Here is a 27,000-nt window from a genome sequence, read left to right on the forward strand (position 1 = left end):
TTTTGGTTGTCAGCGTAAACCGAACTGCCCCACGTCAGCATAAAAGTTAGGAACAGAATCTTCCCCTGTCGTGTTTACCGGCGTTCTTGCGCTTTTGTTCTTGGATAAAATTGCATTCAAGGAACTCTTATTCTGTGTTATCATGGACAGTAGTTGTAAGATTAGATAGTAGGAGAGCAAAAGCATGAAGAAGTGGATAGTCATTACCATTTGGCTGATCGTTTGCTATGTAGCTTTTACAGGCTATTCGATTTGGACATATGGGGAAAATCAAGCTAACAAACAAGCTGAAGCAGCCATTGTATTAGGGGCAGCTCAATGGAATGGAGAGCCAAGCCCTGTTTTTGAAGGACGATTGAAACAAGGGATTGAACTTTATAAGGACGGCCAGGTAGACTATTTAATTTTTACCGGTGGTTCAAGCGAGGAAGCTGTTGCTTCAGAAGCTGAGGTGGGACGTGAATATGCACTAGAGAAAGGTGTCCCTAAGTCAGATATTCTCATTGAAAGTACTTCACAAGTTACGAAAGAAAACTTAAGTAATGCAAAGCAGGTGGCAAAAAAGGAAGAGGTGAATTCCTTTTTAATTGTCAGTGATCAGTATCATTTAAAAAGAGCTGTAGCTATGGCAAGGGAAAATGGAATGAAGGCAATAGGTGTTCCCACGGACTATTCCGCCTATCAAACACTAGAAACAAAAATGCCATTTTTCTTAAGGGAATGGGTATATTTTCTTGGTTATAAACTTCTCGATCCTTTTGTTTGAAAGAGGGAATGTAATGAAATTAATAGAAGCAATGAAAGACCGGCGCTCTATCCATGACTTCAGAAAAGAGCTTGTTGATGAAGCAACCTTGGAAGAGATATTTAGATTAGCAAGCTGGGCACCAAACCATCGGTTAAAAGAACCATGGGAAGTGATGCTGTTTCAAAATGATGCGGCGCGAGATTATGCGGAGTTAGTGATTGAAAGCTATATAAAAGAAGGATTTGCCGCAGGGTATGATTCAGTTAAAACGAATAAAATGATGCAAGGGATTAAACAGTTTATGATTGATATCCCGCATCATGCCCTGATCTATATGGAACATGATACAGACTTTCACAAATTTGAAGAGGATTATGCCGCTGTTTGCGCCTTTATTCAGAATGCACAATTAGCTGCTTGGGAAAAAGGGGTTGGTGTTCTCTGGACAACCAGCCCATACATACATGACCATGATTTTATTGAAGGGATAGGGCTTGATCCAGTGTATCATAAAGTAGCAGGGGTCTTACAGATGGGTTATCCTGCTCGTGTCCCCAGGCCAAAGCCCAGATCCCCCGTGGATGTCACCTTTCGTAACGATTCTTTTAATAAAAAAATCTGATGCCCAATTTAGCGGGCATCAGATTTTTTCTGTTCTTCATTCCTTTGCTTCTCATCAGGCAATGGATCAACCGTGTGTTTATAATTATATCCCTTTGAAATAGCTGCCGCAGAGGCGCCAGCGACTCCAAGGACAATAACAATACAGATAGTCATAACGATCGTAAATGTCATGGGAACACTTCTTTCCTGTTACATTTGAAAAGGGATCTATTCATTGACCATTTTGCCATAGATTAATGAGAAATTCTATACTAGTTTGGCTTTTTCTTTGATGAAAGCAACAACTTCTTCTGATGTACCCATTGATAGAATCTCATCTTTATAGGAAGCTAGTTCCTGTTTAGAAAGGGATTTAATTTGTGTACGTGCAGGAAGAATGGATGTTGCACTCATACTGAACTCATCTAATCCAAGTGATAGGAGGAGCGGGATCGCAATCTCGTCACCGGCCATTTCTCCACACATGCCGGCCCATTTGCCTTCAGCGTGTGCTGACTCGATCACATTGTTTACTAAATTCAAGATAGCTGGGTTATATGGCTGATAAAGGTAAGAAACGCGTTCGTTCATACGGTCTGCAGCCATTGTGTATTGAATTAAATCATTTGTCCCAATGCTGAAGAAATCAACTTCTTTGGCGAATTGACGTGCAATGACTGCTGTCGCAGGAATTTCTACCATCATTCCTACCTCAATTTGACCAGAGACGTCTTGTCCTTCTTGAACGAGCTTGTCCCTCTCTTCATCAAGGATGGTTTTCGCTTGGCGGAATTCCTCCAGCGTTGCGATCATTGGGAACATGATTTTTAGGTTGCCGTGAACACTGGCACGAAGTAAAGCACGCAACTGTACACGGAAAATGTCATCACGTTCTAAGCAGAGACGAATCGCACGATAGCCAAGGAATGGATTCATCTCTTTTGGAAGTTCCAAATAATCCAGTTCTTTGTCTCCGCCGATATCGAGTGTTCGAACGACCACAGGTTTATTTCCCATTTGCTTGAGTACAGAGGAGTAAGCGTCATATTGTTCTTCTTCTGTAGGAAGTTGATTTTTCCCCATATAAAGGAACTCTGTGCGGTACAAACCTACACCTTCTCCGCCGTGACTTAATACGCCGTCCACATCTTCAGGTGTGCCGATGTTAGCAGCGAGCTCCACATGTTCACCTTCAGACGTGATCGTTGATTCATCTTTAAGTTTGGCCCATTCTTGTTTCTTCTGTTCATAATCAATGTGTTTTTGCTTGTACGTTTCAATTTCATCAGCGGAAGGATTAAGAATGATGTCTCCATCGATTCCATCGACAATGATCATGGTATCGTTCTCAGCCTGGCTTGTCACGTTCTTCGTTCCGACTACGGCTGGGATCTCAAGAGAGCGGGCCATAATAGCCGAATGGGACGTTCGACCGCCAATATCGGTTGTAAAACCTTTCACGTATTGTTTATTTAACTGGGCTGTATCAGAAGGTGTGAGATCATCAGCGACAATAACAACTTCTTCATTGATCAATGCTGGGTCAGGGAACGTAACTTGAAGTAAATGTGCCATGACACGCTTCGTCACGTCTTGAATATCAGCCGCACGTTCTTTCATATATTCATTGTCCATATTTTTAAACATATCAATAAACATATTGGCCGTCTCATCAAGAGCTGCCTCAGCATTTACATCATCCGATTTGATTTTATCTTCAATCGGGTTTATTAATTCTGGGTCACTTAAAACGAGCAGATGGGCAGAAAAGATTTCGGCATGTTCATCACCTAATGTTTTTTTTGTGTGGTCCTTAATTTTTTCAAGTTCGATCTTAGAAATCTCAAGTGCTTCGTGGAGCCTGCTTATTTCCTCAGCAGGCTGGTCAATTTTCGTCTTGTTGTAAGTAAGGTCTGGAGCTTCCAGACGGTACACCTTAGCAATGGCAATTCCGCTGGAAGCTGCGATCCCTTGAAGTTGTGTCATACAATTATTCCCCCAAGCCTTCATTCTTCATTGTGCTTGCTAAGTGATCGATGGCTTCTTGCTCGTCACTGCCTTCAGCTGTAAGTTTAACTTCAGCACCAGCCGGGATGCCAAGGCTCATAATGCCCATAATGGATTTCAGGTTTACGGACTTCTCTTTGTAATGAAGATTTATATCAGACTCGTACTTCCCTGCATTTTGTACAAGTACTGTTGCTGGACGAGCATGAACTCCGTCTGCTGATGTAATGTTAAATGTTTTTTCTACCATGATAATTCCTCCTTGATAAATAGGTACTAAGTGCAAAGATACCCTAACTATACTATTTTAAGCTTTTCTGAGGTCCTTTTTCAAGAATCCTACAATAATTGCACCGACAATCGAGCCAATTGCGATGGCTAAAATGTAGAGCAATGCTTGGGTCAAGCCGCCTTGAACTAATCCAATTACCACGATACCTCCGTGTGGGGCAGTAAGATGAATGCTGAACAATGTCGTCAGCATGCCTGTTAATGCTGAACCTACGACCATTGAAGGAATAACTCTGGCTGGGTCAGCTGCAGCAAAAGGAATGGCACCCTCTGTAATGAAAAAGGCTCCAAGGGCATAAGCTGTCTTCCCTGTTTCGCGTTCTTGCTCTGTATATTTATTTTTGAAAAGTGTTGTTGATAATGCCATTGCTAATGGAGGAACCATACCTCCGGCCATTACCACTGCTATAAATTCATAGTTACCAGCTTCAAGTGTAGCTAATCCAAAGGTATAAGCTGCTTTATTAATAGGGCCGCCCATGTCAATAGCCATCATTCCACCTAAAAGAAGTCCAACGAGAGCGATGTTCGCGCCGCCAAGTCCTTCAAGCCAGCTCAGCAATCCAGTATAAATACTAGTCAAAGGCGGGTTAATGAGTAACATAATCATCCCTGTAGCAAAAATGGATAAAACAGGGTAGAAGAGAACAGTTTTTAATCCATCAAGTACATCAGGCAATCCTTCAAGCATCTTTTTAATGCCAAGTGTAAGATAACCAGCTAAGAAACCAGCAATTAAACCGCCTAAGAAGCCGGAACCTGTGCCGTCAGTGCCCGAAGTAATCGCAATTAAACCACCAACCATACCTGGGGCAAAACCAGGGCGATCAGCAATACTTGAAGCGATAAAACCAGCTAATACCGGTACGAGCAGGAATAATGCATTGCCACTTCCGATAGTATTCAACATTTCGGCGAAGCGGTTGTATTGATCACTGGCTGGATCGGCTGAGTTGATACCAAAGAAGAAAGAGATCGCAAGTAGGATACCACCACCGACGACAAATGGAAGCATGTTTGAGACACCATTCATTAAGTGTTTGTAAAAACCTGTACGTTGATTCTTCTCACCAGAGGAAGCTTCCGAGTTACTTCCATCACTTTTGTAAATGGGAGCATCCTTGTTGACAGCTTTATTTATAAGCTCTTTCGGTTCATGAATGGCTTTTGCAACAGGAACTTCAATAACTGGTTTGCCATCGAATCCACTCATATCAACTTTCGTATCAGCCGCTACGATGATCGCGTCTGCCTGTTCTATATCATCCGCTGTTAAGCGGTTTTTAACTCCGCTTGAACCGTTCGTCTGGACCTTAATCGTAATATCCATTTCTTTGGCTGTATCTTTCAACTTATCTGCAGCCATATACGTATGGGCGATACCAGTAGGGCAAGCAGTTATGGCAAGGATTTTGCCGCTAGGAGAACTAACTTCTTCGTCCTCATCTTCCTCTGCTTCTTTTTCATTGATTGCTTCAATAACATCACTTTCCGTTTTAGCAGTTTCCAGCTTAGCGCGGAAATTTTTATCCATTAGGAAAGAGGACAACCGTGATAGTGTTTCTAAATGGGTTTGATTCGCTCCTTCTGATGCGGCAATCATGAAAAAGAGATTCGTAGGCTGCCCGTCTAAGGATTCGTAATCAAGTCCTTCCTGTGAACGACCAAAGGCAATAGCAGGCTCTGCGACTGCAGAAGTCTTTGCGTGTGGGATGGCAATCCCTTCACCAATTCCTGTTGTACTTTGTTGCTCACGTGCTTCAATCGCTTGCTTGTACTCATCCCGATCGGAGAGCTTTCCTGCTTGGTCTAACTTTCCAATCAACTCATCAATTGCTTCTGGTTTTGAAGAAGCACTCATATTTAAGACGATCGTATTTGTTGTTAATAGATCAGTAATTTTCATTGGTAATTCCCTCCTTGAATAATGGGATAATCTTAACTTGATTAAGCAGTTCATCTACGTCCGATTGCTGACATAAGTCATCTTGGAAAGCAGTGGCACTTCCTGCAGCAACACCATATCTAAATGCTTCTTCCAGCTTTTTGTTTAAAGTAAGTGCGGATATAAAACCTGCGACAACAGAATCACCTGCTCCCACTGAATTTTTAACTTTACCCTGAGGGACAGTCGCAAACAGCTGCTGATGTTCGTTTACATAAACAGCTCCTTTGCCGCCCATTGAAACGATGACATGCTTGGCTCCCTGCTGAACGAGCTTTTGAGCATAATGGGCTGCTTCTTCTTTTGTTTTAATCGTTGTATTAAACAATTCACCAAGTTCATGATCGTTTGGTTTTAATAAGAAAATCGACTTTCCGACAAGCTGTGTTAAGGCTTGACCTGAAGTGTCTGCAACAAGTAAAACTCCGTTCGCTGTACATAAATCCGCTATTTTTAAGTAAAAATCCTTTGGTAAAGAGGAAGGAACACTTCCAGCCAAGATGAGAGTATCATCGGCTTTAAGTTGTTTGATTTGTGTAAGCAATTCATCAAGTTGACTTCTTGATATCTCTGGACCGGGTCCATTTATTTCAGACTCCTCGTCGCCCTTTAGCTTTACATTGATCCGTGTATATTGACCTGTATCAACAAAGTTGTGCTTTATCCCTTCTTTGGCTAAAAAATTGGTAATAAATTGACCTGTAAATTTACCAAGGTAGCCGAGGGCAATGGATTGAACGGTAAGTCTTGCCATAACTCGGGAAACGTTAATTCCTTTTCCGCCAGGGTAATATAATGCTCTATCCGCCCGATTCAGTTCACCTATATTGAAGTCATTCACGTGCATGACATAGTCGATAGAAGGATTTAGTGTGCAAGTGTAGATCATGTTGTCACAACCTTTAAGCTAGTTTTTTCATTGTAAGATGTATATAAAATTCCTTGATAATTGGTAATAATATTGGCTTCTTCTAATTCGGCAATTTTTGAAAAAGCTACTTCCTCGAACTTAGAATGGTCAGCAAGCACAAACCTTTTTTGAGAAAGGGATAAGGCCAGGCTTTTAATAGCAGCTTCTTCCGGGTCTGGAGTCGTAAAGCCATCTTCAAGGGTAATGCCGTTCACTCCAAGAAAGCACTGGTCGAATCGATATTGTTCTAAGTTTTTAAGAGCGCCTGTACCAACGACGGCTCTTGTTCTTTGTTTTACATAGCCTCCAAGCACATAAGTATCTATGGAGTAATCTGTAAGCACATCTAAATGATTTAGACCATTCGTTACGACCGTGATATCTTTGCCAGATAAATATGAGATCATTTCATAAGTAGTTGAGCCGGCATCGATAAAAATGCAATCCCCTTCTTTAACCAGTGACGAAGCTAAGCTTGCGATCATATTCTTCTCCTGTTGGTGCTTTGTTGTTTTCTCGCCCATACTAGGTTCTTCGCTAGTTCTCTGTCTTATAGAAGCACCACCGTGTACCCGTTTAAGCTTCCCTAATTGTTCCAACTGATCCAAATCACGTCTGATCGTCGATTCAGAAGCTGCTGTACGTTCAACAAGTTGTTTTATTTTCACAGTGTGATGATCATGTACCGTTTCAAGTATTAACCGATGTCGTTCAGGAGTTAACAAGAATTCCCCTCCTTTCTTAGCTCTTTATCCCTATTGTAAAGTAAGCCCTTACAGAATTCAATCATAAAAAGTCATTTTTAATCAAAAACGGTCAATTATGCGTCAAAAACTATCAATTTCTGCTGCAGTAAATGACTGATCACATTTTAAATTCCCAAACAAAATTCATAGATCTAACTATAGATATTTAGATCTCGAAGGTATCCCAAATGTCCCCGGAGGTCTACTTAGATTGAACTAGTTTAAATTTTCTTGCTGAATGTAGTGTTTTATGCTACATTTAAGAATAGTTATTTGTACGTCTTTAGGAGGTGTTGGCACATCATGGAAACACTTGCAATTACTTTACTAGCCGTTGATACGATTGCATTAATTGTTCTTGTGCTATTGCAATCAGGGAAGAGTGCTGGTTTATCTGGAGCGATCTCTGGGGGAGCTGAGCAGTTGTTTGGTAAGCAAAAAGCCCGCGGTATCGATGCTGTTTTGCATCGGGCTACCGTCGTGACAGGAGTACTTTTCTTTGTACTTGCTTTTTTAGCCACCTACGTTTTAGGATAATTCTATAATGGATTAAAGAAGCCGTGCTGTAGGACAAGCGCGGCTTTTGTTATGGCTTAGGAAATTATAAAAAGCAAGACACGAAAGACTAGTCAATCGCCTCCGTGGCCCACAGGAAGTGGGGTCGTTCGACGTTGAAACAGGATGTTTCGAACTTAGTCGAACATCCTTGAAATCTCCTCCACTGCGCCGCTCATCTTGGGCCCGCAGGACGCGGGTCAGTTTGACGTTGGCACATGCCCCACAGGACGTGAGGTAGTTCGGTGTTGGCACAGGACGTGCCGTTCTTAACCGAACTTCCTTGAACCCGGTCTTAGTCGAACTTCCTCTGTCGTGTCTACCAGGGCGCCCCGGCGCTTTTGTTATGGGAAAACAGGATTTAATGTGATTGATGACTGAATTTGGTAAGATAGAAACATTGCGAATGAAGAATGAATTTTTTAAATATGGAAATAGTTGAAGTAAGGAGAGCAAAAGGATATGAAAATAAAACAACCAGAACCATTCACATTTGAAGGAGGAGAGCGTGCGGTACTCTTGCTCCACGGTTTTACAGGGCATTCTGCGGATGTTCGTATGCTAGGGCGCTTTCTACAAAAGCACGGCTATACAACCCATGCTCCGATTTACCGCGGACATGGGCAAGAACTGGAAGCACTGATCGACGTGACACCTGAACAATGGTGGGCGGATGTTCAAGATGCGATGAATCACTTGCGTGAGCTAGGATATGAACAGATTGCGGTAGCCGGACTCTCGCTCGGTGGGGTTCTTGGACTGAAACTTGCATACTCAGAGGCAATTAAGGGTATTGTGACGATGTGTGCCCCGATGTTCTTTGATAATGAAACACAATTGACACAAGGTTTTCAATTCAAAGCTAAGCAATACAAGCAGCTTGAAGGTAAAGATAAAAAGACGATAGAGAAGGAAGTACAGCAATTATTAGCTCAATCAGAAGATATGTTTAAGCAGCTTGGTAAACTTATTACAAGCGTTCATAATGAAGTGGATCAAATTTACACGCCTGCTTTCGTCGTTCAGGCAGAACAAGATGAAATGATTAACACGGAAAGTGCGAATTATATCTATGAGCAAATTGAGTCGGATCAAAAAGATATCAAATGGTACAAAAACTCTGGCCACGTGATCACAATGGACAAGGAAAAGGAACAGCTTCATGAGGACATCCTTACTTTTCTGGAATCCCTTGATTGGTCCTGAGCCTAGGGTCTTGTGCTTTACTTGAAGGAGGTAAGGCAAGATGAATACAGAACTAAAACAGCAGATACGTGACTATTTTAACGAAACGGCCTCAAAGCCATTATCTGTACAGGAGCTGGAAGAAGCCTTGGAACTTACAGATAAGAATGAATTTAAAGATCTTATGAAGGCTTTAAATTCTCTGGAGGAAGAAGGAGAGCTTGTCCGAACGAGAAAGAACCGTTTTGGGCTCCCGGAAAAGATGAACCTCATACGTGGTAAAATTCAAATGCATGCCAAGGGATTTGCGTTCTTAATCCCCGAGGATGATGACAAGGATGATGTGTACATACATCACTCTGACTTACATTCAGCCATGAATAACGATAAGGTTCTCGTCCGGGTAGAAAAGCGAGATGAAAATGGACAGCGGCCAGAGGGAACAGTGATTCGAATTGTTGAGCGTGCGACCACACGAGTCGTGGGGACATATGAATCAAGCCGAAACTTTGGCTTTGTCGTTGCGGATGATAAACGGATTCCAAATGATATATTCATTCCCAAAGGACAAACAAACGGAGCAGCAGATGGGCATAAGGTCATTGTATCGATTACCAAGTTCCCTGAAGAGCGAATGAGTGCAGAAGGGGAAATCGTTGAAATTCTTGGCCATAAAAATGATCCAGGAATTGATATTATTTCGATTATTCATAAACACGGAATTAAAACGGAATTTCCCGAGGAGGTACTTGGACAGGCAGGGGAAGCCCCAGACCAAATTTCAGAAGATGAAATTAAAAATCGCCGGGACCTCCGTGATGAAATGATCGTCACGATTGATGGGGCTGATGCCAAAGACTTGGATGATGCCGTAACAGTAAAACAGCTTGATAATGGAAATTATAAATTAGGTGTCCACATTGCCGATGTTACTTATTATGTCGAGGAGAATTCCGCGATCGATAAAGAAGCTCGCGAGCGCGCAACAAGTGTTTATTTAGTTGATCGGGTCATTCCAATGATTCCACACCGATTATCAAATGGGATTTGTTCACTGAACCCACAAGTAGACCGTTTAACCCTATCGTGTGAGATGGAAATCAACAGCCGTGGTGACGTAGTAGGCCATGAAATTTTTCAAAGTGTAATTAAGACAAATGAACGAATGACCTATAAGGATGTTAATTCGATTTTAGAAGATAATGACGAAGCATTAATCGAGCGGTATAAAGATCTTGTGCCCATGTTCCGTGAGATGGAAGGATTGGCGGCAACCCTTCGTAACAAACGTTTTGGTCGTGGGGCAATTGATTTTGACTTTAAAGAAGCGGGCGTTATTGTAGATGAAGAGGGTAAAGCTGTCGATGTCAAATTGCGTGAGCGATCTGTAGCAGAGCGCCTAATCGAAGAGTTCATGCTGGCAGCCAACGAAACAGTTGCTGAGCACTTCCACTGGATGGATGTGCCGTTTATCCATCGTGTTCACGAAGATCCAGATGAGTCAAAATTACAAAACTTCTTTGAATTTGTAGCCAATTTAGGTTTTTCCGTGAAGGGAACTGCTGATAACATTCATCCCCAAGCACTGCAAAAGGTACTTGAAGAAGTTAAAGAGACACATGAGGAAATGATTATTTCAAAACTCATGCTTCGCTCTATGCAACAAGCAAAATACGATCCGCAAAGTCTCGGTCACTTCGGCTTATCAACAGAGTTCTATACCCATTTCACCTCACCGATTCGTCGTTATCCCGACTTAATTGTGCATCGATTAATTCGAACCTATCTGGTGGAAGACCGCTTAGATTATAAAACACGGAAGCATTGGAAGGATCAATTGCCTGAAATAGCCAAACATTCTTCAGAGATGGAAAGAGCCGCGGTTGATGCTGAACGCGAAACAGATGACCTGAAAAAGGCAGAATATATGGAAGATAAAATAGGTGAAGAGTTTGATGGTGTGGTTAGCTCAGTAACTAGCTTTGGATTGTTTGTTGAACTGCCGAACACAGTGGAAGGACTCGTTCATGTAAGTACGCTGACAGATGACTACTATAACTTCCAAGAAAAGCAATTTGCTATGATTGGGGAAAGGACCGGCAACATCTTCAGAATTGGTGATGAAATTACCATAAAAGTCGTCAATGTGAATTTGGATGAGCGGGTAGTAGATTTTGAAGTGGTTGGAATGAAGCCAAGAAAAGAACGAGAACGTAAAGCTCGTCCTAAGCAAATACAGTCAGAAGCACCCGATAAGAAAAAAAATAAGAAAAAGACTAAACAAAAGGGGAACAAACCTTTCTTTCGCAACAAAGGAGTGCCAAAAAAAGGCCGCAAGAAGAAAAAGTAACAAAAAAGCGCGCGGAATTACCTCCCGCGCGTTAGTTATTTCCATGTGCCATAAAGGACCCAAGGATCTTGAACCTCATATGGTGCCAAGTCAGGGATGTTTTTGAAACCTTGATTAGAGAAGTCAATCCAACAGCCATAGTTGTCGGGATTTTTCCGCCAATGGTCAAGAATGGTATCAAAGAAGCCTGGCTGCTCATAATGATCATTCCAGAAATATTTTGTGTGAGAATACTGATCCTTTTTTTGATCATTCTTTATCAAAACAAACCTGGATTGACCAGGATTCACGTACATACTTGCATCCTCTAAGTATCCATCTGTAAAAAAGGCCTTGTCATATGGAAAAGAGTAATAGCATTCATATGGGAATAATCCGAGTTCATTATCTGACAGATTGAGTAAAAGCGAACGCTTTTGAGTCACATCATGCACTTCTTCCCATACAGGCCCAGGCATATGGCCTTTTAAAAGATCGGGGCTGTCAGTGTCAAGTAATGGATGGTCGGACCAGATTCTAAGCCTATCTTCTCAAGAACCCTGCGAGTCGGAAGATTATGGACATGCGTATTCGCTCCGATCCATTTAACATGGGATGAGGAGTGGAGTTCCTCCATTACTTGAATGAGAAGCTCTGTGGAATACCCTCTGGATTGATACCTGCGATCACTTCTCAATCGTCCGATCATTGCGAATTTTTTATTGCCAAATAAGCTGTACCCTCCAATAGATACCAGCTTTTTATCTTGAAATAACCCGAATAACTCTTGAGTATTTGAGGCTATTAACCGGTCATAAATTCGAATAATATAGTCATCGTCAATCCCAGTATTCATTTGCTCTAATGCGGTAAGATCTTCGAGGGTTAATTTTTTAACATGCATAACTTGTGGTTCCATATGCTTAACTCCCTTTGCTAATATTTGTAAGGACATAATCTCATTTTAAACGTGCAGTGTCCACTGAGATTACTTCTTTGATCTTATTGACTTCAAATTGGAAAGACAACGTATATTTGGTACAATTAAATTCACGTAATAGAGGAGGAACCGCTATGCCAAGAGGAAATGGGAAAACGATCGCACAAAATAAAAAAGCAGGTCATGACTTTTTTATAGAAGAAACGTATGAAGCGGGAATCGTACTGCAAGGAACTGAAATCAAATCAATCCGGGCAAGTCGGGTCAATTTAAAGGATAGCTTTGCGCGAATTCGAAACGGAGAGGTTTACCTGCACAACTTGCATATTTCCCCATACGAACAAGGCAATATCTATAACCACGATCCTACCAGAAGCCGTAAGCTGCTGCTTCACCGTAAACAAATCAATCAGCTGATTGGGCAAACTCAGCAAAAAGGATTTTCTCTTGTCCCGCTTAAGATTTATATTAAAAACGGTGTAGCCAAGGTACTAATCGGTCTTGGAAGAGGGAAAAAGAAATATGATAAACGGGAAGACCTTAAGCGTAAGCAGGTCAATCGTGAAATTGACCGTGCGATAAAAGAGAGCTTGAAATAAGTGGACTTGACTTTTATGGCTATTTTGATATAATGACTATGTTGCATTAAAACTGAATAAAAAAGCTTGATGCACTATCCTTAATCCTAACGGGGACGTTACGGATTCGACGGGGATAGGTCGAGCTTGGGTTGCAAGTCGAGGCGACGACTCGTAAAACGTCATTTGCCTATAATAACTGGCGAATCTAACGATAACCTAGCTGTAGCTGCGTAAGTAGTCTATAGCTGATCCTTCCTGGCATCGCCCGTGTGCTAGATGAAGGGTCTCAAACTGAAGCGGGCTACGCGTTTTTCCACCGCCTGAGGAAAAATGAAGAGACTAATCAGGCTAGCTGCTCGGAAGCCCGTTGATAGGCTGAAGAGACAGTGAAATATAATATATCAACTACGCTTGTAGAAGCCCGAGTGCCGATATCTCCGGACGTGGGTTCGACTCCCACCGTCTCCACCAATACATAAATTGGTGGTTTTTTTGATTCATTGCCATGTAAAGCGTATTGAATTAAACTTTAACAGATACAAATTGAATGATGATACTAGAGGTACACTACGGATCACCAAGTAGTGTACCTCTTTTTAATTGAAATTTTAAGCAGTCAGTAGCTCCTGTGACTTCCCTAAAGTTGTCATATTTCATAATAGACAAAGATATGTTTTTAAGAGTATGTAACAAAGGGGAGAAACTCAATGGCGGATTTTGAAAAAACAGCGAAATTCGAACATGGTTTTTGGCTGCAAGTATTGGGGGACCATGCCCGCTTTATTCATGATTCACTCGCTCCACAACAAAAGCAGGAAATTGACCTTGCTAAGTACTTTATCCAGACATTTGATCAGCTGCTCGCAAGGGTTGAGGTTGACAATCTGATGGCATTAAGTGAAAAAGCCGAGGAAGAGGGAAACAGATTACGAGAATTTAAGCTTCATTTAATTGAACAGCATTTAGTTGGGAAAATTACAATGGGATTAGGCCCAACCTTCATCAATCATATGGTAAATGAATTGGAGGAGTATTTGCGGATCTTAACCTATTTGAAAGAAGGAGAAGTTCCACCAATCTTCCATGAGCTTCATCACCACTTACTATGGCTTTTGGATGCAGCAGGCCATGCAGGGGCAATCTCGGACAACATGGATAGAATTGAAAAGAAGATCAAAGCGAAAAGTGATCATTTTACAAAAGACTTCGAAGAGTTCTACTTAAAAGCAGTTGAGATGACAGGGTTTCTGAGAGCAAATCTATCCTCGTTTCCTGCTTTAGAAAGGTTTAATAATCATGTGTCTTTAGAAATGAAGCTATTTATGAATTTTCTTAACGAAATTGAAGAATTAGAGTTGAGTAAGGAGGCTTTGGGGACTTTTGCTGCTCTCATGGCTGATCATATGATGAGAGAAGAGTGCTATTATTTAACCAAGTTGGCTGAATCGACCGAAATTCAGCAACCAAATTGTGATCCAACAAAGCAGAGATTACAGGAATAGTGCCTTCAAGTAAAAATATGGAGTGTAAAGCGGACTTTCCACATTTGGAAGGTCCTTTTTGCGTTTGAGCGATGTATTTTCATTATCATGTGCCTCTTGAAGTTTCCTTGCTCTTTGAGTCTTATGGTTCAGTTACCCCCTGTAAACATATATAGCTGCTTCATAATTGCATAGATATCCCACCAAAGGAAATACTTATTTTAAGTAATTTTATAGGTGGTGATTCGGTGATGACGAACGAGAAGACTATTCCAATATCAATAAATGGGGAAGAATTCCATGTAGCAAAGGGAGAAAAAGTTCTGGAAGTTGTTCGGAACAAAGAAATTTATGTTCCAGGCATTTGTTCCACACAGCCTGACCTTGGAATCGGAGTCGTCAAAACATGTGATACGTGTTTTGTTGAAATAGACGGGGAGCTTCAGCGTGCCTGTACGACGGAAGTTAAAGAGGGTATGGAAGTCATTACGACATCGACCAAGGTCAGTGAGGCACAATATGAGGCGATGTCCCGGATCCTTGAGAATCACGAACTATATTGTACGGTGTGTGACAACAATAACGGTAACTGTGAAGTCCATAATGCGGCAGAACATTTGCAGATTGAGCATCAGGAGTATGAATTTGAGCCTAAGCCTTATCCTCCTGACAACTCCCATCCCTTTTACCGTTATGAACCGGACCAGTGTATTTTGTGTGGTCTATGTGTAGAAGCTTGTCAGGATCTTCAGGTGAGTGAGGTTTTGACGATTGATTGGGAACGTCAAGAACCTCGAGTCATTTGGGATAATGATGTACCGATTGATGAATCCTCCTGTGTTTCATGCGGTCACTGTGTATCGGTTTGTCCATGTAATGCCTTGATGGAAAAGTCCATGCTAGGTGAGGCGGGGTACATGACTGGAATGCCTCAGGATGTTCTTGAGCCGATGATCAATTTAACTAAAGAGGTTGAACCTGGCTACAGAGAAATTTTAACGATATCCAATGTTGAAGCAACTATGAGGGAAGATCGAATTAACAAGACAAAAACGGTATGTACCTATTGTGGTGTGGGCTGTAGCTTTGAGGTTTGGACAAAAGATCGTGAAATTTTGAAAATACAACCGGATTCTGAAGCACCAGCGAACGGTGTATCGACTTGTGTGAAAGGTAAGTTTGGATGGGATTTTGTTAACAGTGAAGAACGTCTGACAAAACCACTGATTCGAAAAGGGGAAAAGTTCGTTGAGGCATCCTGGGAGGAAGCTCTTTCTTTAATTGCAACAAAAATGACGGGGATTAAAGAAACGCACGGGAATGATTCGCTGGGATTTATCTCCTCATCGAAATGTACAAATGAAGAAAACTATTTGTTCCAGAAATTAGCTAGGAGTGTATTTGGAACGAATAATGTCGATAACTGTTCCCGCTATTGCCAAACGCCAGCTTCAACTGGCTTAATGAGAACGGTTGGGATCGGAGGAGACGCTGGGACTATTAAAGATATTGAAAGTTCGGAGCTTGTATTAGTTATTGGGGCTAACCCGGCAGAGTCTCATCCGGTACTCGCCACTAGAGTGAAAAGAGCTCAAAAGTTAAACAATCAAAAGCTCATCGTTTTTGATTTGCGAGAGAATGAGTTAGCTCAAAAAGCTGATCTATTTATCAGCCCGAAACCGGGTACGGATTTGGTATGGTTGAATGCTATTGCCAAATATATTATTGATCAAGACTGGCATGATCGTACGTTTATTGAAAATCGCGTGAACAACTTTGATGACTTTGTTGACTCTCTTAAAACATACACACTGGATTATGCAGAAGATAAGACCGGATTGAGTAAAGAACTGCTAATAAAAGTGGCTACCATCATTCATGAAGCAAAAAGTATGTGTGCATTATGGGCTATGGGGGTTACGCAGCATATGGGTGGAACAGATACTAGTACAGCAATTTCAAATTTGCTACTGGTTACTGGAAACTATGGCAAGCCCGGTAGTGGTGGCTACCCGTTGCGTGGACATAATAATGTTCAGGGTGCGAGTGACTTTGGCACGATGCCTGCATGGTTGCCAGGATATGAGCCAGTTGAAGACGACAAGATCCGGGCTAAGTATGAAAAGGCTTGGGGAACTACTCTACCTAAAAAGCCAGGATACAATAACCATCAGATTGTTGAGGCGATTAATGATGGAAAGGTAAGAGGGATGTATCTGTTCGGTGAAGAGATGGGGCTTGTTGATTCAAACATCAACTATGTGCATGGTTCATTTGAAAAACTAGATTTTTTCGTTGTGCAAGATGTGTTTTTTACTAAAACAGCTCAGTTTGCTGATGTGGTCTTACCCGCCGCTCCTAGTCTTGAAAAAGAAGGGACGTTTACAAATACCGAAAGACGGATCCAACGTTTTTATCAGGTGTTTGATCCCTTGGGAGACTCGAAGCCTGACTGGCAAATTTTTCAGGAAATCGCAAACCAACTAGGTGCTGACTGGAACTATAAGCAACCAGGTGAAATTATGGATGAGGCTGCAAAACTAGCCACGATTTTTGCCGGTGTTAGTTATGATCGTCTGGAGGGTTGGAATAGCCAGCTTTGGCCTGTAAAAGAAGATGGTACAGATACTCCTTTGCTATACAAAGATAAATTCGGTTTTAAAGACGGAAAAGCACGTCTTTTCCCAGTTGAATGGACACCACCCTATGAACCAGGAGAAGAATATGACTTACACCTAAATAATGGTCGTATCTTAGAACACTTTCATGAAGGTAATATGACTTATCGCTCTAAAGGAATTACGCATAAGGTACCTGAGCCGTGGCTTGAGGTGTCACCGTGGTTAGCCGAAAAACGCGGAATCAAGACGGGAGCACTTGTTAGATTGAAGTCGCCTTATGGAGAAGCTGAGGTCCGAGTATGGGTCACGGAGCAAGTGAAAGGGAAAGAGTTATATTTCCCAATGCATACGATGGAAGAGAAAAGTGCGGTTAACCGTCTGACAAGCAGTTATCATGACAAGGTAACACATACACCAAATTACAAAGAAATGAGCGTCAAAATGGAAGTGATTGAACCAAAAGGGAAATCACCTATTCCAGAAGAGAACCATCGTTTCGGAAATCCTCAGCCTCAAATCGGTGTCGAAGTAGAAAGAAAATGGAAGCGGGAAGAGTTCACACCCATTACTGAATTCATTAGGAGGAAGGGGGTCCACCATGGCGAAAGCGATCAGGCAAATTGATAAATCCATTCCTACTCCTGAACAGGAACAGGCACAGGACTTAGAGGAGATCCTTGGAGCCCTTGCGAAAAATAGAGAATCTCTCCTCATCCTACTTGAGATTGTAGAGGAACTGCATAAATCTGGACTGCTTGATATCGCAAAGGGAATGTTAAAAACAAGGCACAAGCTTGGTGTTTTAGCAATGGATGAATTAGATAAACCTGCTGTACACGACTTAGTCAAAAGCGGGATCAGCACCTTTAATTTCTTAACAAAAATAAATTCAGATCAACTTGATGGTTTATTGGATGGGGTGAGCTCTGGACTTGAAGAATCGTCCAAATCATTGCAGACGAATGAAAAAGTAGGAATGTGGGGATTAATGAAGTCCATCAATGATCCCGATATTAATCGGTCTATCACAACATTACTCGGGTTTTTGCAAGGAATGGGTCAGGGGTTAAAAACGAAAGAAGATAAGTGATGATAAGAAGGTGAGACTTTTATGAAAACAGCCACATTCTTTATAAAAGGAATGAATGATGATTCAGACGTCAGTAAGGTTAGTCATGCGTTGCATGATGTTTGGGGGATTCGTAAAGCAGAGGTAAGCCTTAACTTGAATAAAGCAACCCTTTCATATGATGAAGCTGCTTCCTCATTAGAAGACTTTGAACAAGCGATTATGGACAGTGGATTCGAAGCTGAAATGGATAACAGGGAGGGAGGAGTCCATGGCTAGAATTTGCGAAATTTGTGGCCGAATCCAGGAGATAGAGGAGGACAACCTTCCAGAAAAGACATACGATATCCTCGATGTATGTGATACGTGTACAGAAGATCATGGGTTAGGTTATTAAGAAACGCATTGGTTTGAACGTCTTTACCTATGATTAAGGGACCTGCTATAATAGCAGGTCCGCTCACTTAGCTCAAGTAATTTAAGCATCGCATAAACTGGTTATGATTGCTATGCGGGAGGCATGTAAATGAATCAATCATGACGTACAAAATCATGTACAGCTCATTTTTAAGCAACTGGCCAGCGAAACGACCCTGAATCTTCCGTATAAATCTACCAACTACTTTGATGATTCTAAAAGGCAAATAGTTTGCTTAACAAAAAAATACCGAAGCGATTGCTTCGGTATTTTCATTTTGTTAAGCATGTGATTTAACTGTTTTTCTCGCACCTATTAGGTGTTTATGGAGAAAGTATTCACAAACGCCTATGACTAAAGAGGTAATGAGAGCTCCTCCAAAGGTGACCTCAGCGCCTGCAAAGATATTTGAGAATCCCCAAATAATTATAAACGATGTTACAAAATCCAGAATGGTACTTTTCCATAATGAATCCTCATCTTTAAGAAGCATGTATTCCATAACTAACCCAATAGCCATCAGAACAATGGCCACCATGATAGGCTGCCATATTGATCCATATTCCACGCTTTCCAAAAAGTACATAGCTAAAATTAAAACAATTGGTAAGGTTACTACCTTAACTAACAAGCTTGTCATGCATTTATCCTCTGTCTCGTACTTGTTTATGCATCGGCGGCAAGACGAGCCAACCCTTTTCTTTATTCAATCGAAGCATTTTAGCTGCTGTTTGAGCTTTGTTCATGTGGAATTGTCCAAAAAGCATGGCTACATCCTCTCGGGTTGACTGTGCCATGACTGAGCTGCAAGCGACTAGACCTTGGGAAACATTCATAGAAACAATGGCGCTTATTTCCGGGTCATTGAAGCGTGCTCCTACTGGAATATCTTCTACATCGGCTACAGATCGGTCTGGTGGAGATGGTGGCAATGCAACACCGTTGGTTTTAAGAATTTCCTCTACGTCGCGATTTTCTTGACGTATCCCTTGTAATATCTCTTCAATTGTTCTTCGCAAGTCTTTATCACCAGTGTGGTTATAGAGTGTCTGGTAACTCGCATAAGCTCCTTTAGCTGCACTTAAGTAACTCCAAAGGCTGAATACTTCTCCATAATTAAGGGGTTCCTTTTGGGGATTTCCAGATAATATACCCATTTAATCTGCTCCTTTATTTTAGGCTTCATAGAGTATTATTTTATAAAAGCAGATTTTTATTCATTTTTGTCAAAGCAGTAAAAAATGAAAAAGGACTCGTTTAAGGGCCTTTTAGATCTAATTTTTATGTTTGTTAGAACGATGTCGACAGGGCTTTCTTTGCAAAGCTTTGCTCATTTTTCAATAATTCATTAAGATCGTAGGAAGGATAATATCCTCTTTCATGCATAAATGAATAAACTTTGGCGTGCATCTCGATTGTTCGGTTTAAATGCAGGTGTAGTAAGTGTCTCAACTCAGGTGTCGCTGTTTCTACTTATGGCAATCGCATAATTTCTACTGCCTGTTATCACTCTTAGTCAGAGGCCTTTCAAAATCTAGGATGTAGTGGGGGATGAATGACTCTTTTTTATTAACTCAACTTCCACCCCCACTAAAAGTTGAATAAGTATTGATTTTTCAAGGTTCATCACTTTTCTATTTAGGCGGCTTGACCGATCTGTATCCTTTTTTCAAGAAAAGCGGCAACTGATTAAAAAAATTTCTCCAGAAACTGTTCAATCTTTTCGCCCGTCAACAGAAGTTCGGACGATAGTGTCTCACAGAAAAGTCCAGTAAAACCAATAGAGCTTCCGTGTACTTCATGTCCACCAATTCAGCGCAGACCCAATCGCTTTTGGATCAATCTCTTCTCGGGAACTGATGGAAAGCATCAAATATCGTGTAAATACAATGGTTGTATGAGCTACGAGGGCATCATAACTGTAAAATTGTCTTTATACCCTATTCATTAGATGGGCCTACGGACGTTGTCTCATTATATTTAGGCTATTCGTGAATTAAACTATGGTAAGACAAACACCTATCCGTATTCCTTACATATGGTAATGAATGTAGCCCACAAAGAGGAGTGGATTGAATGTTTTATCACGTAAAAGAGTTACAATATGAGGCAAAGGTTTCACGTCCCGATCCGGAGTATGCAAAAAAGCTTCAGGAGGTTTTAGGGGGACAGTGGGGAGAAATATCTGTTATGATGCAGTATCTCATGCAAGGATTTAATGTCAGAGCAAATAAAAAATACCGTGATTTACTTTTGGATATTGGAACAGAGGAAATCGCTCACGTTGAAATCCTGTCTACTTTAATTGCCCGTTTATTAGATGGTACGTCGCTGGAATGCCTTGAAGGGCAAGAGAATGCGTACAAAACCGATCCTGCTGTTGCAGCTGTTCTGGGAGGAATGAACCCGCAGCATGCCATCGTTTCCGGCCTTGGTGCCATGCCATCTGACAGTGTGGGAAACCGCTGGACGGCAGATTACATTATTTCAAGTGGCAATCTTCTAGCCGATTTCCGTGCTAATTTAAATGCAGAATCGCAGGGACGCCTGCAGGTAGCACGCCTTTACACTATTTCAGATGATCCTTTAGTTAAAGATACATTAAGTTTTCTATTAGCTCGTGATACCGCCCATCAAAACCAATGGATTGAAGCCATTCACGAACTTGAACAGGAAGCACAAGATGTCGTTGTTCCAACAACCTTCCCTCGCGAATGTGAGTTGCAGGCGGTATCTTATGATTTCTACAATACTTCAAGAGGTCAAGCAGATGCTGATGGTCCTTGGGCACAAGGAGTAGCACCTGATGGAAGAGGGGCGTTTAACTACGTATCTCAACCTGTCCCTTATGGGGATAAAGCAAAACTATCTCCAGCACCAAAAGATGTTTATGATACCCCGCCTTCTTATTAGAAAAAGATCATAATCGACGCTGGCTAACTAGTGAAGGGATCTAACAAAAAACTGCGCATGGGGTGCGCAGTTTTTTACGTTATTCTATATCTTCACCAATAATTCTAACTTCCCTTTCAAGTTCGACACCAAACTTTTCCTTTACTGTCTTCTGGACGTGTTCAATTAGGGAAATATAGTCTGTTGTTGTTGCATTATCCTTGTTAACGATAAAGCCAGCATGCTTTGTTGATACTTCAGCACCGCCGATATTTGTTCCTTGCAGCTTGCTATCTTGAATCAGCTTGCCTGCAAAATATCCTGGAGGGCGCTTAAACACACTTCCGCATGACGGGTATTCAAGTGGCTGTTTGGACTCTCTTTTATATGTGAGGTCATCCACAATGGCTTTAATTTCTTCATATTTGGCAGGTTTAAGATTAAAAGTAGCCTCAATGACAATGTCGCCATTATCGGGAATGTTACTCGTGCGATAATCTAAATCGAGCTCAGATGCTAATCTTTTTACGATATTACCCTGCTTATCGACAACATAAGCATAATCGAGTACATCTTTGATTTCCCCACCATAAGCACCTGCATTCATGTAAAGAGCACCGCCTACTGTACCGGGGATCCCACACGCGAATTCAAGTCCTGACAGGCGTTGTTCCATGGCATGGAAGGAGGCATCAATGATTCTTGAACCACTTTGCGCGACAAGTGTATTTTCTTCTGAAGAAATCTTATTAAGATGTGTGAGATTAATAACAATTCCGCGAATTCCACCATCTTTTATAATCAAATTCGAACCATTTCCTAGTAACGTAAACGGAATGTTCTCCTCATTTGAGAATTTCACCACATTTTGAATTTCTTCATAGGTGGTAGGGGTAATAAAAAAGTCAGCTTTCCCACCCAGTTTTGTATATAAATGATTTCTTAAATCTTCCTCAGCTTTAATATTTTCTGCTTTCACAAGCTCTAACAATTTATCGTGAGTTTTTTGTTTATTGAACATGAACACCATTCCTATTTGAAGTTTTCTTCATTACTGAAGTTTATAACAAATCCAATCATAATCAAAGTGATTTTTATACAATTATATCGTAGGAGAAGTGAAATAATCCTTGAAAAAAGCAAATTGATTTAAAAAATCTCCTCATTAATTTCGTCGAAACTGTTGACAGCGTTTTCATTATGGTATAAGTTGTAAGTAACAAGTTAACTACGTGACGGAGACATGGAGACTCACACTAATTCTAGCACTTTACTTAAGGGAAGTGCTTGCGATTTAGTGGGGTCTCTTTTTTGTTTTCCAGAATAAGGTTAACTAAAAAAAGGAGTGAGACTACTATGTCGGAATTTGTTGCTGAACTTATTGGTACGATGATCCTCATCATTTTTGGCAGTGGAGTTGTCGGTGGAGTCGTTCTAAAAGACTCTAAGGCTGAAGGTGCAGGTTGGGTTGTCGTTACAATTGGGTGGGGGCTGGCCGTTACTATGGGGGTTTATGCTGTAGGAAGCTTTACAGGGGCCCATATTAACCCGGCTGTTACGCTCGGTTTTGCAGCTGCAGGCGAATTTCCATGGTCAAAAGTTCCGTTATACGTTAGTGCACAAATGATTGGAGCTGCCATTGGAGCTGTCATTGTATTTTTCAATTACTTGCCGCACTGGAAAAAAACGAAGGATCAGGCAGCAAAGCTTGGTGTGTTTGCTACAGATCCGGCCGTACGAAGTCCTTCCTCCAACTTAGTCAGTGAAATGGTTGGAACATTCGTATTGCTAATGGGGCTTATGTTTATTGGTGCGAATGACTTTACCGAAGGATTGAATCCCCTCATTGTTGGTGCCCTAATTGTAGCGATCGGTATGTCCTTAGGGGGAGCAACAGGGTATGCGATTAACCCAGCACGTGATCTTGGTCCGCGAATTGCCCACGCCTTACTTCCTATTCCCGGAAAGGGTGGATCGGATTGGGGATATGCTTGGATTCCGGTAGTTGGCCCCATATTAGGCGGAATCTATGGTGCAGTATTTTACCGTGCGTTATTCTTAGGGGAATTTACAGCTTTGTTTTGGGTTTTAAGCGTGGTCATGGCGGTGATTTTAGTTGGTGCAGCCAGATCCGAGCTAAAAAAAGGTGAAACCATGGCAGATAAAATAGAAGAAAAAGTAGTCTAAAAGCAGTACAAAAACTTGGTGATTCAGCAACTTTTCGAACACGTATTAAAAAACATATATGGAGGCGATTTTTATGAGTGAGAAGTTCATCCTATCTTTAGACCAAGGTACGACAAGTTCACGGGCTATTCTATTTAACAAAAAAGGAGAAATAGTTGAAACAGGACAAAAGGAGTTTGAGCAATTCTTCCCCAAACCAGGCTGGGTTGAGCATGATGCAAATGAAATATGGACATCAGTTCTCGCCTGTATTGCCGATGTACTTAGAAAAGCAGACATCGAGCCTGATCAAATAGCAGGGATTGGCATTACCAATCAACGAGAAACAACGGTCGTGTGGGATAAACATACAGGAAAGCCGATTTATAAAGCGATCGTTTGGCAATCTCGTCAAACGGAGGATATTTGCAAGGAGTTGCGTGAAAAAGGTCATAATGCTCTGTTTAGAGAAAAAACAGGACTTCTACTAGACCCGTATTTTTCCGGGACGAAAGTGAAGTGGATTTTGGATAACGTCGAGGGAGCCCGCGAGAAAGCAGAAAACGGTGATTTATTATTTGGCACGATGGATACATGGCTCGTCTATAAGTTATCAGGAGGTAAAACTCACATCACAGACTATTCCAACGCGTCACGGACACTAATGTTCAATATTTATGATCTTAAATGGGATGATGAATTACTAGATATTTTAAATGTGCCGAAAAGCATGCTTCCAGAGGTGAAACAGTCCTCAGAAGTGTATGCAAAAACGGTGGATTACCATTTCTTCGGCTATGAGGTACCGATTGCTGGGATTGCCGGAGACCAGCAAGCAGCCTTATTTGGGCAAGCTTGTTTTGATAAAGGAATGGCGAAGAATACGTACGGTACGGGTTGCTTTATGTTAATGAATACCGGAGAAGAAGGAGTTACCTCTGATCACGGATTGTTAACAACGTTAGCGTGGGGTGTGGACGGTAAAGTAGAGTATGCGCTTGAAGGCAGTATTTTCGTAGCGGGATCCGCCATTCAGTGGCTTCGCGATGGATTAAATCTTATTGAAAGTGCTCCCCAAAGTGAAGATTTAGCCAGAGCAGTTGAATCTACTGAAGGAGTTTACCTCGTGCCCGCATTTGTAGGATTAGGGACACCATATTGGGACAGTGATGCACGTGGAGCCATGTTCGGGCTAACGCGTGGTACTTCAAAAGATCACGTGATTCGGGCAACATTAGAGTCATTAGCTTATCAAACTAAGGATGTCCTTGATGCGATGATCGCAGATTCAGGGATAGATTTAAAAACATTACGCGTTGATGGCGGTGCTGTAAAAAATAATTTCTTAATGCAGTTCCAAAGCGATATGCTTAGTGTTCCAGTTGAAAGACCTGTTGTTCAAGAAACGACAGCTTTAGGGGCTGCCTATCTTGCTGGATTGGCTGTAGGCTATTGGAAGGATAAAGAGGAAATTGCCCAACAATGGCAGAATGAATATACGTTTAAAGATAACATGGAAGTTGAACAACGGGATAAACTTTATGAAGGTTGGAAGAAAGCTGTTGCAGCAACAAGAGAATTTAAATAAAGAGTGATGAAAAAGGCTCCAAACCTACTAGTCTAGCTGTCTAGTATAGGTTGGAGTTTTTTTCTACTGAAAAATTCCTTACGGATGTAGAAGCAAAGGAAGCGCTTTTCTATTAGGAAAGTTCCATATTTTCTGAATATTGATTGCGAATTTTGTTGCAAATCTGTATCATACTTGTAAATAGTTTTTTGATAATAGTTAGTGCTTTTACATTAGAGAGGATGGGGACAATGGATGAGAAAAAGGATTTGCGTATCCGCAGTAAAGTGATCAGTGAAGGGGTAAACCGTGTGCCTAACCGTTCCATGCTGCGAGCGGTCGGCTTCAAGGATGAAGATTTTAAAAAGCCGATGATTGGTATTGCCAGCACATGGAGTGAAGTAACTCCTTGCAACATACATATTGATGACTTGGCGAAAGAGGCCAAACAAGGAGCGGCTGACAATGGCGGAGCTCCGATGATCTTTAACACGATTACTGTTTCTGATGGCATTGCGATGGGCCATGAAGGCATGCATTATTCACTACCAAGTCGGGAAATCATTGCCGATTCCATCGAAACGGTTACGAATGCAGAACGTTTAGACGGGGTTGTTGCGATTGGTGGATGTGACAAGACTACACCGGGCTGTGTTATGGCCATCGGGCGTTTGAATATCCCTTCCGTCTATGTGTATGGGGGAACAATCCAGCCTGGTAAGTTGAACGGGAAGGATATTGACATTGTGTCCTCCTTCGAGGCTGTCGGCCAGTATCATGAAGGGACGATCAATGATGAGCAACTTCATAAAGTAGAGTGTCACGCCTGTCCGGGTGCTGGGGCCTGTGGCGGGATGTACACAGCAAATACAATGGCCGCGGCGGTTGAAGCATTAGGAATGAGCATCCCAGGTTCGTCTTCTACCCCGGCCGTAAATGACTATAAGGAACAAGAATGTAAACAAGCAGGCGAAATGGTTGTACAGCTGCTTGAAAAAGGGATCTATCCTCGTGACATTATGACGAAAGAAGCTTTTGAAAATGCCATAACCGTAGTGATGGCTCTTGGCGGGTCAACGAATGCGTTGCTTCATTTAACGGCAATGGCTCATTCAGCGGGGGTTGATCTTTCCCTTGATGATTTTGAAAGGGTACGCCAAAACGTTCCCCACATTGCAGACATGAAACCGAGCGGGAAATATGTTATGCAAGATTTATATGAAAGCGGTGGTGTCCCTGCTGTAATGAAACTGCTTCTTGAACATGACCTGCTTCACGGTGATTGCTTAACAGTTACTGGAAAAACGTTAGCTGAAAATCTTGCTGAAGCAGACCCATTAAAAGAGGGGCAGAAAGTGATCGTGCCGTTTGATGAGCCGATCAAACCGAATGGACCACTTGTCTTACTAAAAGGAAACCTTGCGCCTGAAGGGGCTGTTGCAAAAATGTCTGGTCAAAAGATCAGCCGTTTTGAGGGGCCTGCACGCGTTTTTGATAGTGAAGCAGAGGCGACTACAGCCATTGTTGAAGATCAAGTGAAGGAAGGCGATGTTGTCGTCATCCGTAACGTTGGTCCAAAAGGTGGGCCTGGAATGCCAGAGATGCTTTCGATCACATCGATGATTGTCGGGAAAGGTCTTGGAGGTAAAGTCGCTCTATTGACGGACGGGCGATTCTCAGGGGGCTCGCATGGATTTGTGATTGGACATGTCGCTCCTGAAGCGTTCGTCGGTGGGCCAGTCGGGCTTCTGAAAGAGGGCGACAAAATTACAATCGATAGTGATACACAACAAATTAATTTTCACGTAACAGATGAAGAACTAGAGCAACGTAAGAAAGAATGGGTTAAACCTGAGCCGAGGCATAAGACAGGTATGTTGGCAAAGTATGCGCGCCTTGTTTCCTCGTCAGCAAAAGGTGCAGTTACTGACCTTGAACTAGAATAA

The 27,000-nt window shown here is 41.8% G+C and carries 27 protein-coding genes and 1 other RNA gene; 16 read left to right on the plus strand and 12 right to left on the minus strand.

Annotated features, from left to right (window positions below; translation table 11 throughout):
- Positions 1–184 precede the first annotated feature (184 nt).
- The gene (locus MUO15_RS19585; protein WP_245031997.1) at positions 185–766 is read left to right on the plus strand and encodes a YdcF family protein; all 582 of its coding nucleotides are present in this window, start codon (positions 185–187) and stop codon (positions 764–766) included.
- Between the two features lie 13 nt (positions 767–779).
- On the plus strand, positions 780–1,370 hold the full coding sequence (locus MUO15_RS19590; protein ID WP_245031999.1) for a nitroreductase family protein: 591 nt from the start codon (positions 780–782) through the stop codon (positions 1,368–1,370).
- 8 nt (positions 1,371–1,378) lie between these two features.
- Here the strand turns inward: MUO15_RS19590 and ytzI are convergent, their stop codons facing one another.
- The 6 genes from ytzI to MUO15_RS19620 all read right to left on the minus strand — a co-directional run bounded on the left by ytzI (position 1,379) and on the right by MUO15_RS19620 (position 7,229).
- Complete coding sequence (gene ytzI / locus MUO15_RS19595) at positions 1,379–1,543, minus strand: YtzI protein (protein ID WP_245032001.1); 165 nt, start codon at positions 1,541–1,543, stop codon at positions 1,379–1,381.
- A gap of 75 nt (positions 1,544–1,618) precedes the next feature.
- Positions 1,619–3,337, minus strand: a complete 1,719-nt coding sequence (ptsP, locus tag MUO15_RS19600) for a phosphoenolpyruvate--protein phosphotransferase (RefSeq protein ID WP_245032003.1) — start codon at positions 3,335–3,337, stop codon at positions 1,619–1,621.
- Between the two features lie 4 nt (positions 3,338–3,341).
- On the minus strand, positions 3,342–3,608 hold the full coding sequence (locus MUO15_RS19605) for a phosphocarrier protein HPr (RefSeq protein ID WP_245032005.1): 267 nt from the start codon (positions 3,606–3,608) through the stop codon (positions 3,342–3,344).
- Between the two features lie 57 nt (positions 3,609–3,665).
- Positions 3,666–5,555, minus strand: a complete 1,890-nt coding sequence (locus MUO15_RS19610) for a PTS fructose transporter subunit IIABC (RefSeq protein ID WP_245032007.1) — start codon at positions 5,553–5,555, stop codon at positions 3,666–3,668.
- Positions 5,542–6,483 (minus strand): 1-phosphofructokinase, encoded by a 942-nt coding sequence (gene pfkB / locus MUO15_RS19615; protein WP_245032009.1) that lies wholly within the window; start codon positions 6,481–6,483, stop codon positions 5,542–5,544. The genes MUO15_RS19610 and pfkB overlap by 14 nt, the downstream gene beginning before the upstream one ends.
- On the minus strand, positions 6,480–7,229 hold the full coding sequence (locus tag MUO15_RS19620; protein ID WP_245032011.1) for a DeoR/GlpR family DNA-binding transcription regulator: 750 nt from the start codon (positions 7,227–7,229) through the stop codon (positions 6,480–6,482). The genes pfkB and MUO15_RS19620 overlap by 4 nt, the downstream gene beginning before the upstream one ends.
- 324 nt (positions 7,230–7,553) lie before the next feature.
- Here MUO15_RS19620 and secG point away from each other — a divergent pair, with 324 nt between their 5' ends.
- The 3 genes from secG to rnr all read left to right on the plus strand — a co-directional run bounded on the left by secG (position 7,554) and on the right by rnr (position 11,340).
- Positions 7,554–7,787, plus strand: coding sequence for a preprotein translocase subunit SecG (secG, locus tag MUO15_RS19625; protein WP_245032013.1), 234 nt, complete (start codon positions 7,554–7,556; stop codon positions 7,785–7,787).
- A gap of 480 nt (positions 7,788–8,267) precedes the next feature.
- Entirely contained in the window at positions 8,268–9,011 is a 744-nt protein-coding gene (locus MUO15_RS19630; protein WP_245032015.1) for an alpha/beta hydrolase, read from the plus strand.
- Positions 9,012–9,051: 40 nt separating this feature from the next.
- On the plus strand, positions 9,052–11,340 hold the full coding sequence (rnr, locus tag MUO15_RS19635; protein ID WP_245032017.1) for a ribonuclease R: 2,289 nt from the start codon (positions 9,052–9,054) through the stop codon (positions 11,338–11,340).
- Positions 11,341–11,375: 35 nt separating this feature from the next.
- On the opposite strand, the gene MUO15_RS19640 is transcribed toward rnr, so the two are convergent.
- Both MUO15_RS19640 and MUO15_RS19645 read right to left on the minus strand, forming a co-directional pair.
- A complete protein-coding gene (locus MUO15_RS19640) occupies positions 11,376–11,765 on the minus strand; it encodes a hypothetical protein (protein ID WP_245032019.1) in 390 nt (129 codons plus the stop codon).
- A 41-nt stretch (positions 11,766–11,806) separates the two neighbouring features.
- Positions 11,807–12,238, minus strand: coding sequence for a GNAT family N-acetyltransferase (locus MUO15_RS19645; RefSeq protein WP_245032021.1), 432 nt, complete (start codon positions 12,236–12,238; stop codon positions 11,807–11,809).
- Between the two features lie 155 nt (positions 12,239–12,393).
- On the opposite strand from MUO15_RS19645, the gene smpB reads away from it, so the two are divergent.
- The 7 genes from smpB (at position 12,394) to MUO15_RS21760 (ending at position 18,408) form a co-directional block, all read left to right on the plus strand.
- The gene (gene smpB / locus MUO15_RS19650; protein ID WP_245032023.1) at positions 12,394–12,858 is read left to right on the plus strand and encodes an SsrA-binding protein SmpB; all 465 of its coding nucleotides are present in this window, start codon (positions 12,394–12,396) and stop codon (positions 12,856–12,858) included.
- A gap of 91 nt (positions 12,859–12,949) precedes the next feature.
- Positions 12,950–13,311, plus strand: a transfer-messenger RNA (tmRNA) gene (ssrA, locus tag MUO15_RS19655).
- A gap of 236 nt (positions 13,312–13,547) precedes the next feature.
- On the plus strand, positions 13,548–14,342 hold the full coding sequence (locus MUO15_RS19660) for a DUF2935 domain-containing protein (protein WP_245032025.1): 795 nt from the start codon (positions 13,548–13,550) through the stop codon (positions 14,340–14,342).
- A 230-nt stretch (positions 14,343–14,572) separates the two neighbouring features.
- Entirely contained in the window at positions 14,573–17,566 is a 2,994-nt protein-coding gene (gene fdhF / locus MUO15_RS19665; RefSeq protein ID WP_245036107.1) for a formate dehydrogenase subunit alpha, read from the plus strand.
- On the plus strand, positions 17,541–18,032 hold the full coding sequence (locus tag MUO15_RS19670; protein ID WP_245032027.1) for a helical membrane plugin domain-containing protein: 492 nt from the start codon (positions 17,541–17,543) through the stop codon (positions 18,030–18,032). The genes fdhF and MUO15_RS19670 overlap by 26 nt, the downstream gene beginning before the upstream one ends.
- A 21-nt stretch (positions 18,033–18,053) precedes the next feature.
- Entirely contained in the window at positions 18,054–18,290 is a 237-nt protein-coding gene (locus tag MUO15_RS19675; RefSeq protein ID WP_245032029.1) for a heavy-metal-associated domain-containing protein, read from the plus strand.
- Entirely contained in the window at positions 18,283–18,408 is a 126-nt protein-coding gene (locus MUO15_RS21760) for a hypothetical protein (RefSeq protein ID WP_256464151.1), read from the plus strand. The genes MUO15_RS19675 and MUO15_RS21760 overlap by 8 nt, the downstream gene beginning before the upstream one ends.
- Before the next feature lie 301 nt (positions 18,409–18,709).
- Here the strand turns inward: MUO15_RS21760 and MUO15_RS19680 are convergent, their stop codons facing one another.
- The 3 genes from MUO15_RS19680 to MUO15_RS19690 form a co-directional block, all read right to left on the minus strand.
- A complete protein-coding gene (locus MUO15_RS19680; RefSeq protein WP_245032031.1) occupies positions 18,710–19,069 on the minus strand; it encodes a DUF2512 family protein in 360 nt (119 codons plus the stop codon).
- Positions 19,070–19,073: 4 nt separating this feature from the next.
- Positions 19,074–19,586, minus strand: coding sequence for a DUF3231 family protein (locus tag MUO15_RS19685; protein WP_245032033.1), 513 nt, complete (start codon positions 19,584–19,586; stop codon positions 19,074–19,076).
- 133 nt (positions 19,587–19,719) lie between these two features.
- On the minus strand, positions 19,720–19,881 hold the full coding sequence (locus MUO15_RS19690; RefSeq protein ID WP_245032035.1) for a spore coat protein: 162 nt from the start codon (positions 19,879–19,881) through the stop codon (positions 19,720–19,722).
- Positions 19,882–20,505: 624 nt separating this feature from the next.
- On the opposite strand from MUO15_RS19690, the gene MUO15_RS19695 reads away from it, so the two are divergent.
- Positions 20,506–21,342, plus strand: a complete 837-nt coding sequence (locus MUO15_RS19695) for a manganese catalase (protein WP_245032037.1) — start codon at positions 20,506–20,508, stop codon at positions 21,340–21,342.
- Positions 21,343–21,421: 79 nt separating this feature from the next.
- Here the strand turns inward: MUO15_RS19695 and murB are convergent, their stop codons facing one another.
- Entirely contained in the window at positions 21,422–22,342 is a 921-nt protein-coding gene (gene murB / locus MUO15_RS19700) for a UDP-N-acetylmuramate dehydrogenase (RefSeq protein ID WP_245032039.1), read from the minus strand.
- A gap of 335 nt (positions 22,343–22,677) precedes the next feature.
- Here murB and MUO15_RS19705 point away from each other — a divergent pair, with 335 nt between their 5' ends.
- The 3 genes from MUO15_RS19705 (at position 22,678) to ilvD (ending at position 27,000) form a co-directional block, all read left to right on the plus strand.
- Positions 22,678–23,508, plus strand: coding sequence for an MIP/aquaporin family protein (locus MUO15_RS19705; RefSeq protein ID WP_245032041.1), 831 nt, complete (start codon positions 22,678–22,680; stop codon positions 23,506–23,508).
- Positions 23,509–23,581: 73 nt separating this feature from the next.
- A complete protein-coding gene (gene glpK, locus MUO15_RS19710) occupies positions 23,582–25,075 on the plus strand; it encodes a glycerol kinase GlpK (RefSeq protein ID WP_245032043.1) in 1,494 nt (497 codons plus the stop codon).
- Positions 25,076–25,305: 230 nt separating this feature from the next.
- The gene (gene ilvD / locus MUO15_RS19715; RefSeq protein WP_245032045.1) at positions 25,306–27,000 is read left to right on the plus strand and encodes a dihydroxy-acid dehydratase; all 1,695 of its coding nucleotides are present in this window, start codon (positions 25,306–25,308) and stop codon (positions 26,998–27,000) included.

This window comes from Halobacillus amylolyticus, from assembly GCF_022921115.1.
Taxonomy (GTDB): Bacteria; Bacillota; Bacilli; order Bacillales; family Halobacillaceae; genus Halobacillus_A; species Halobacillus_A amylolyticus.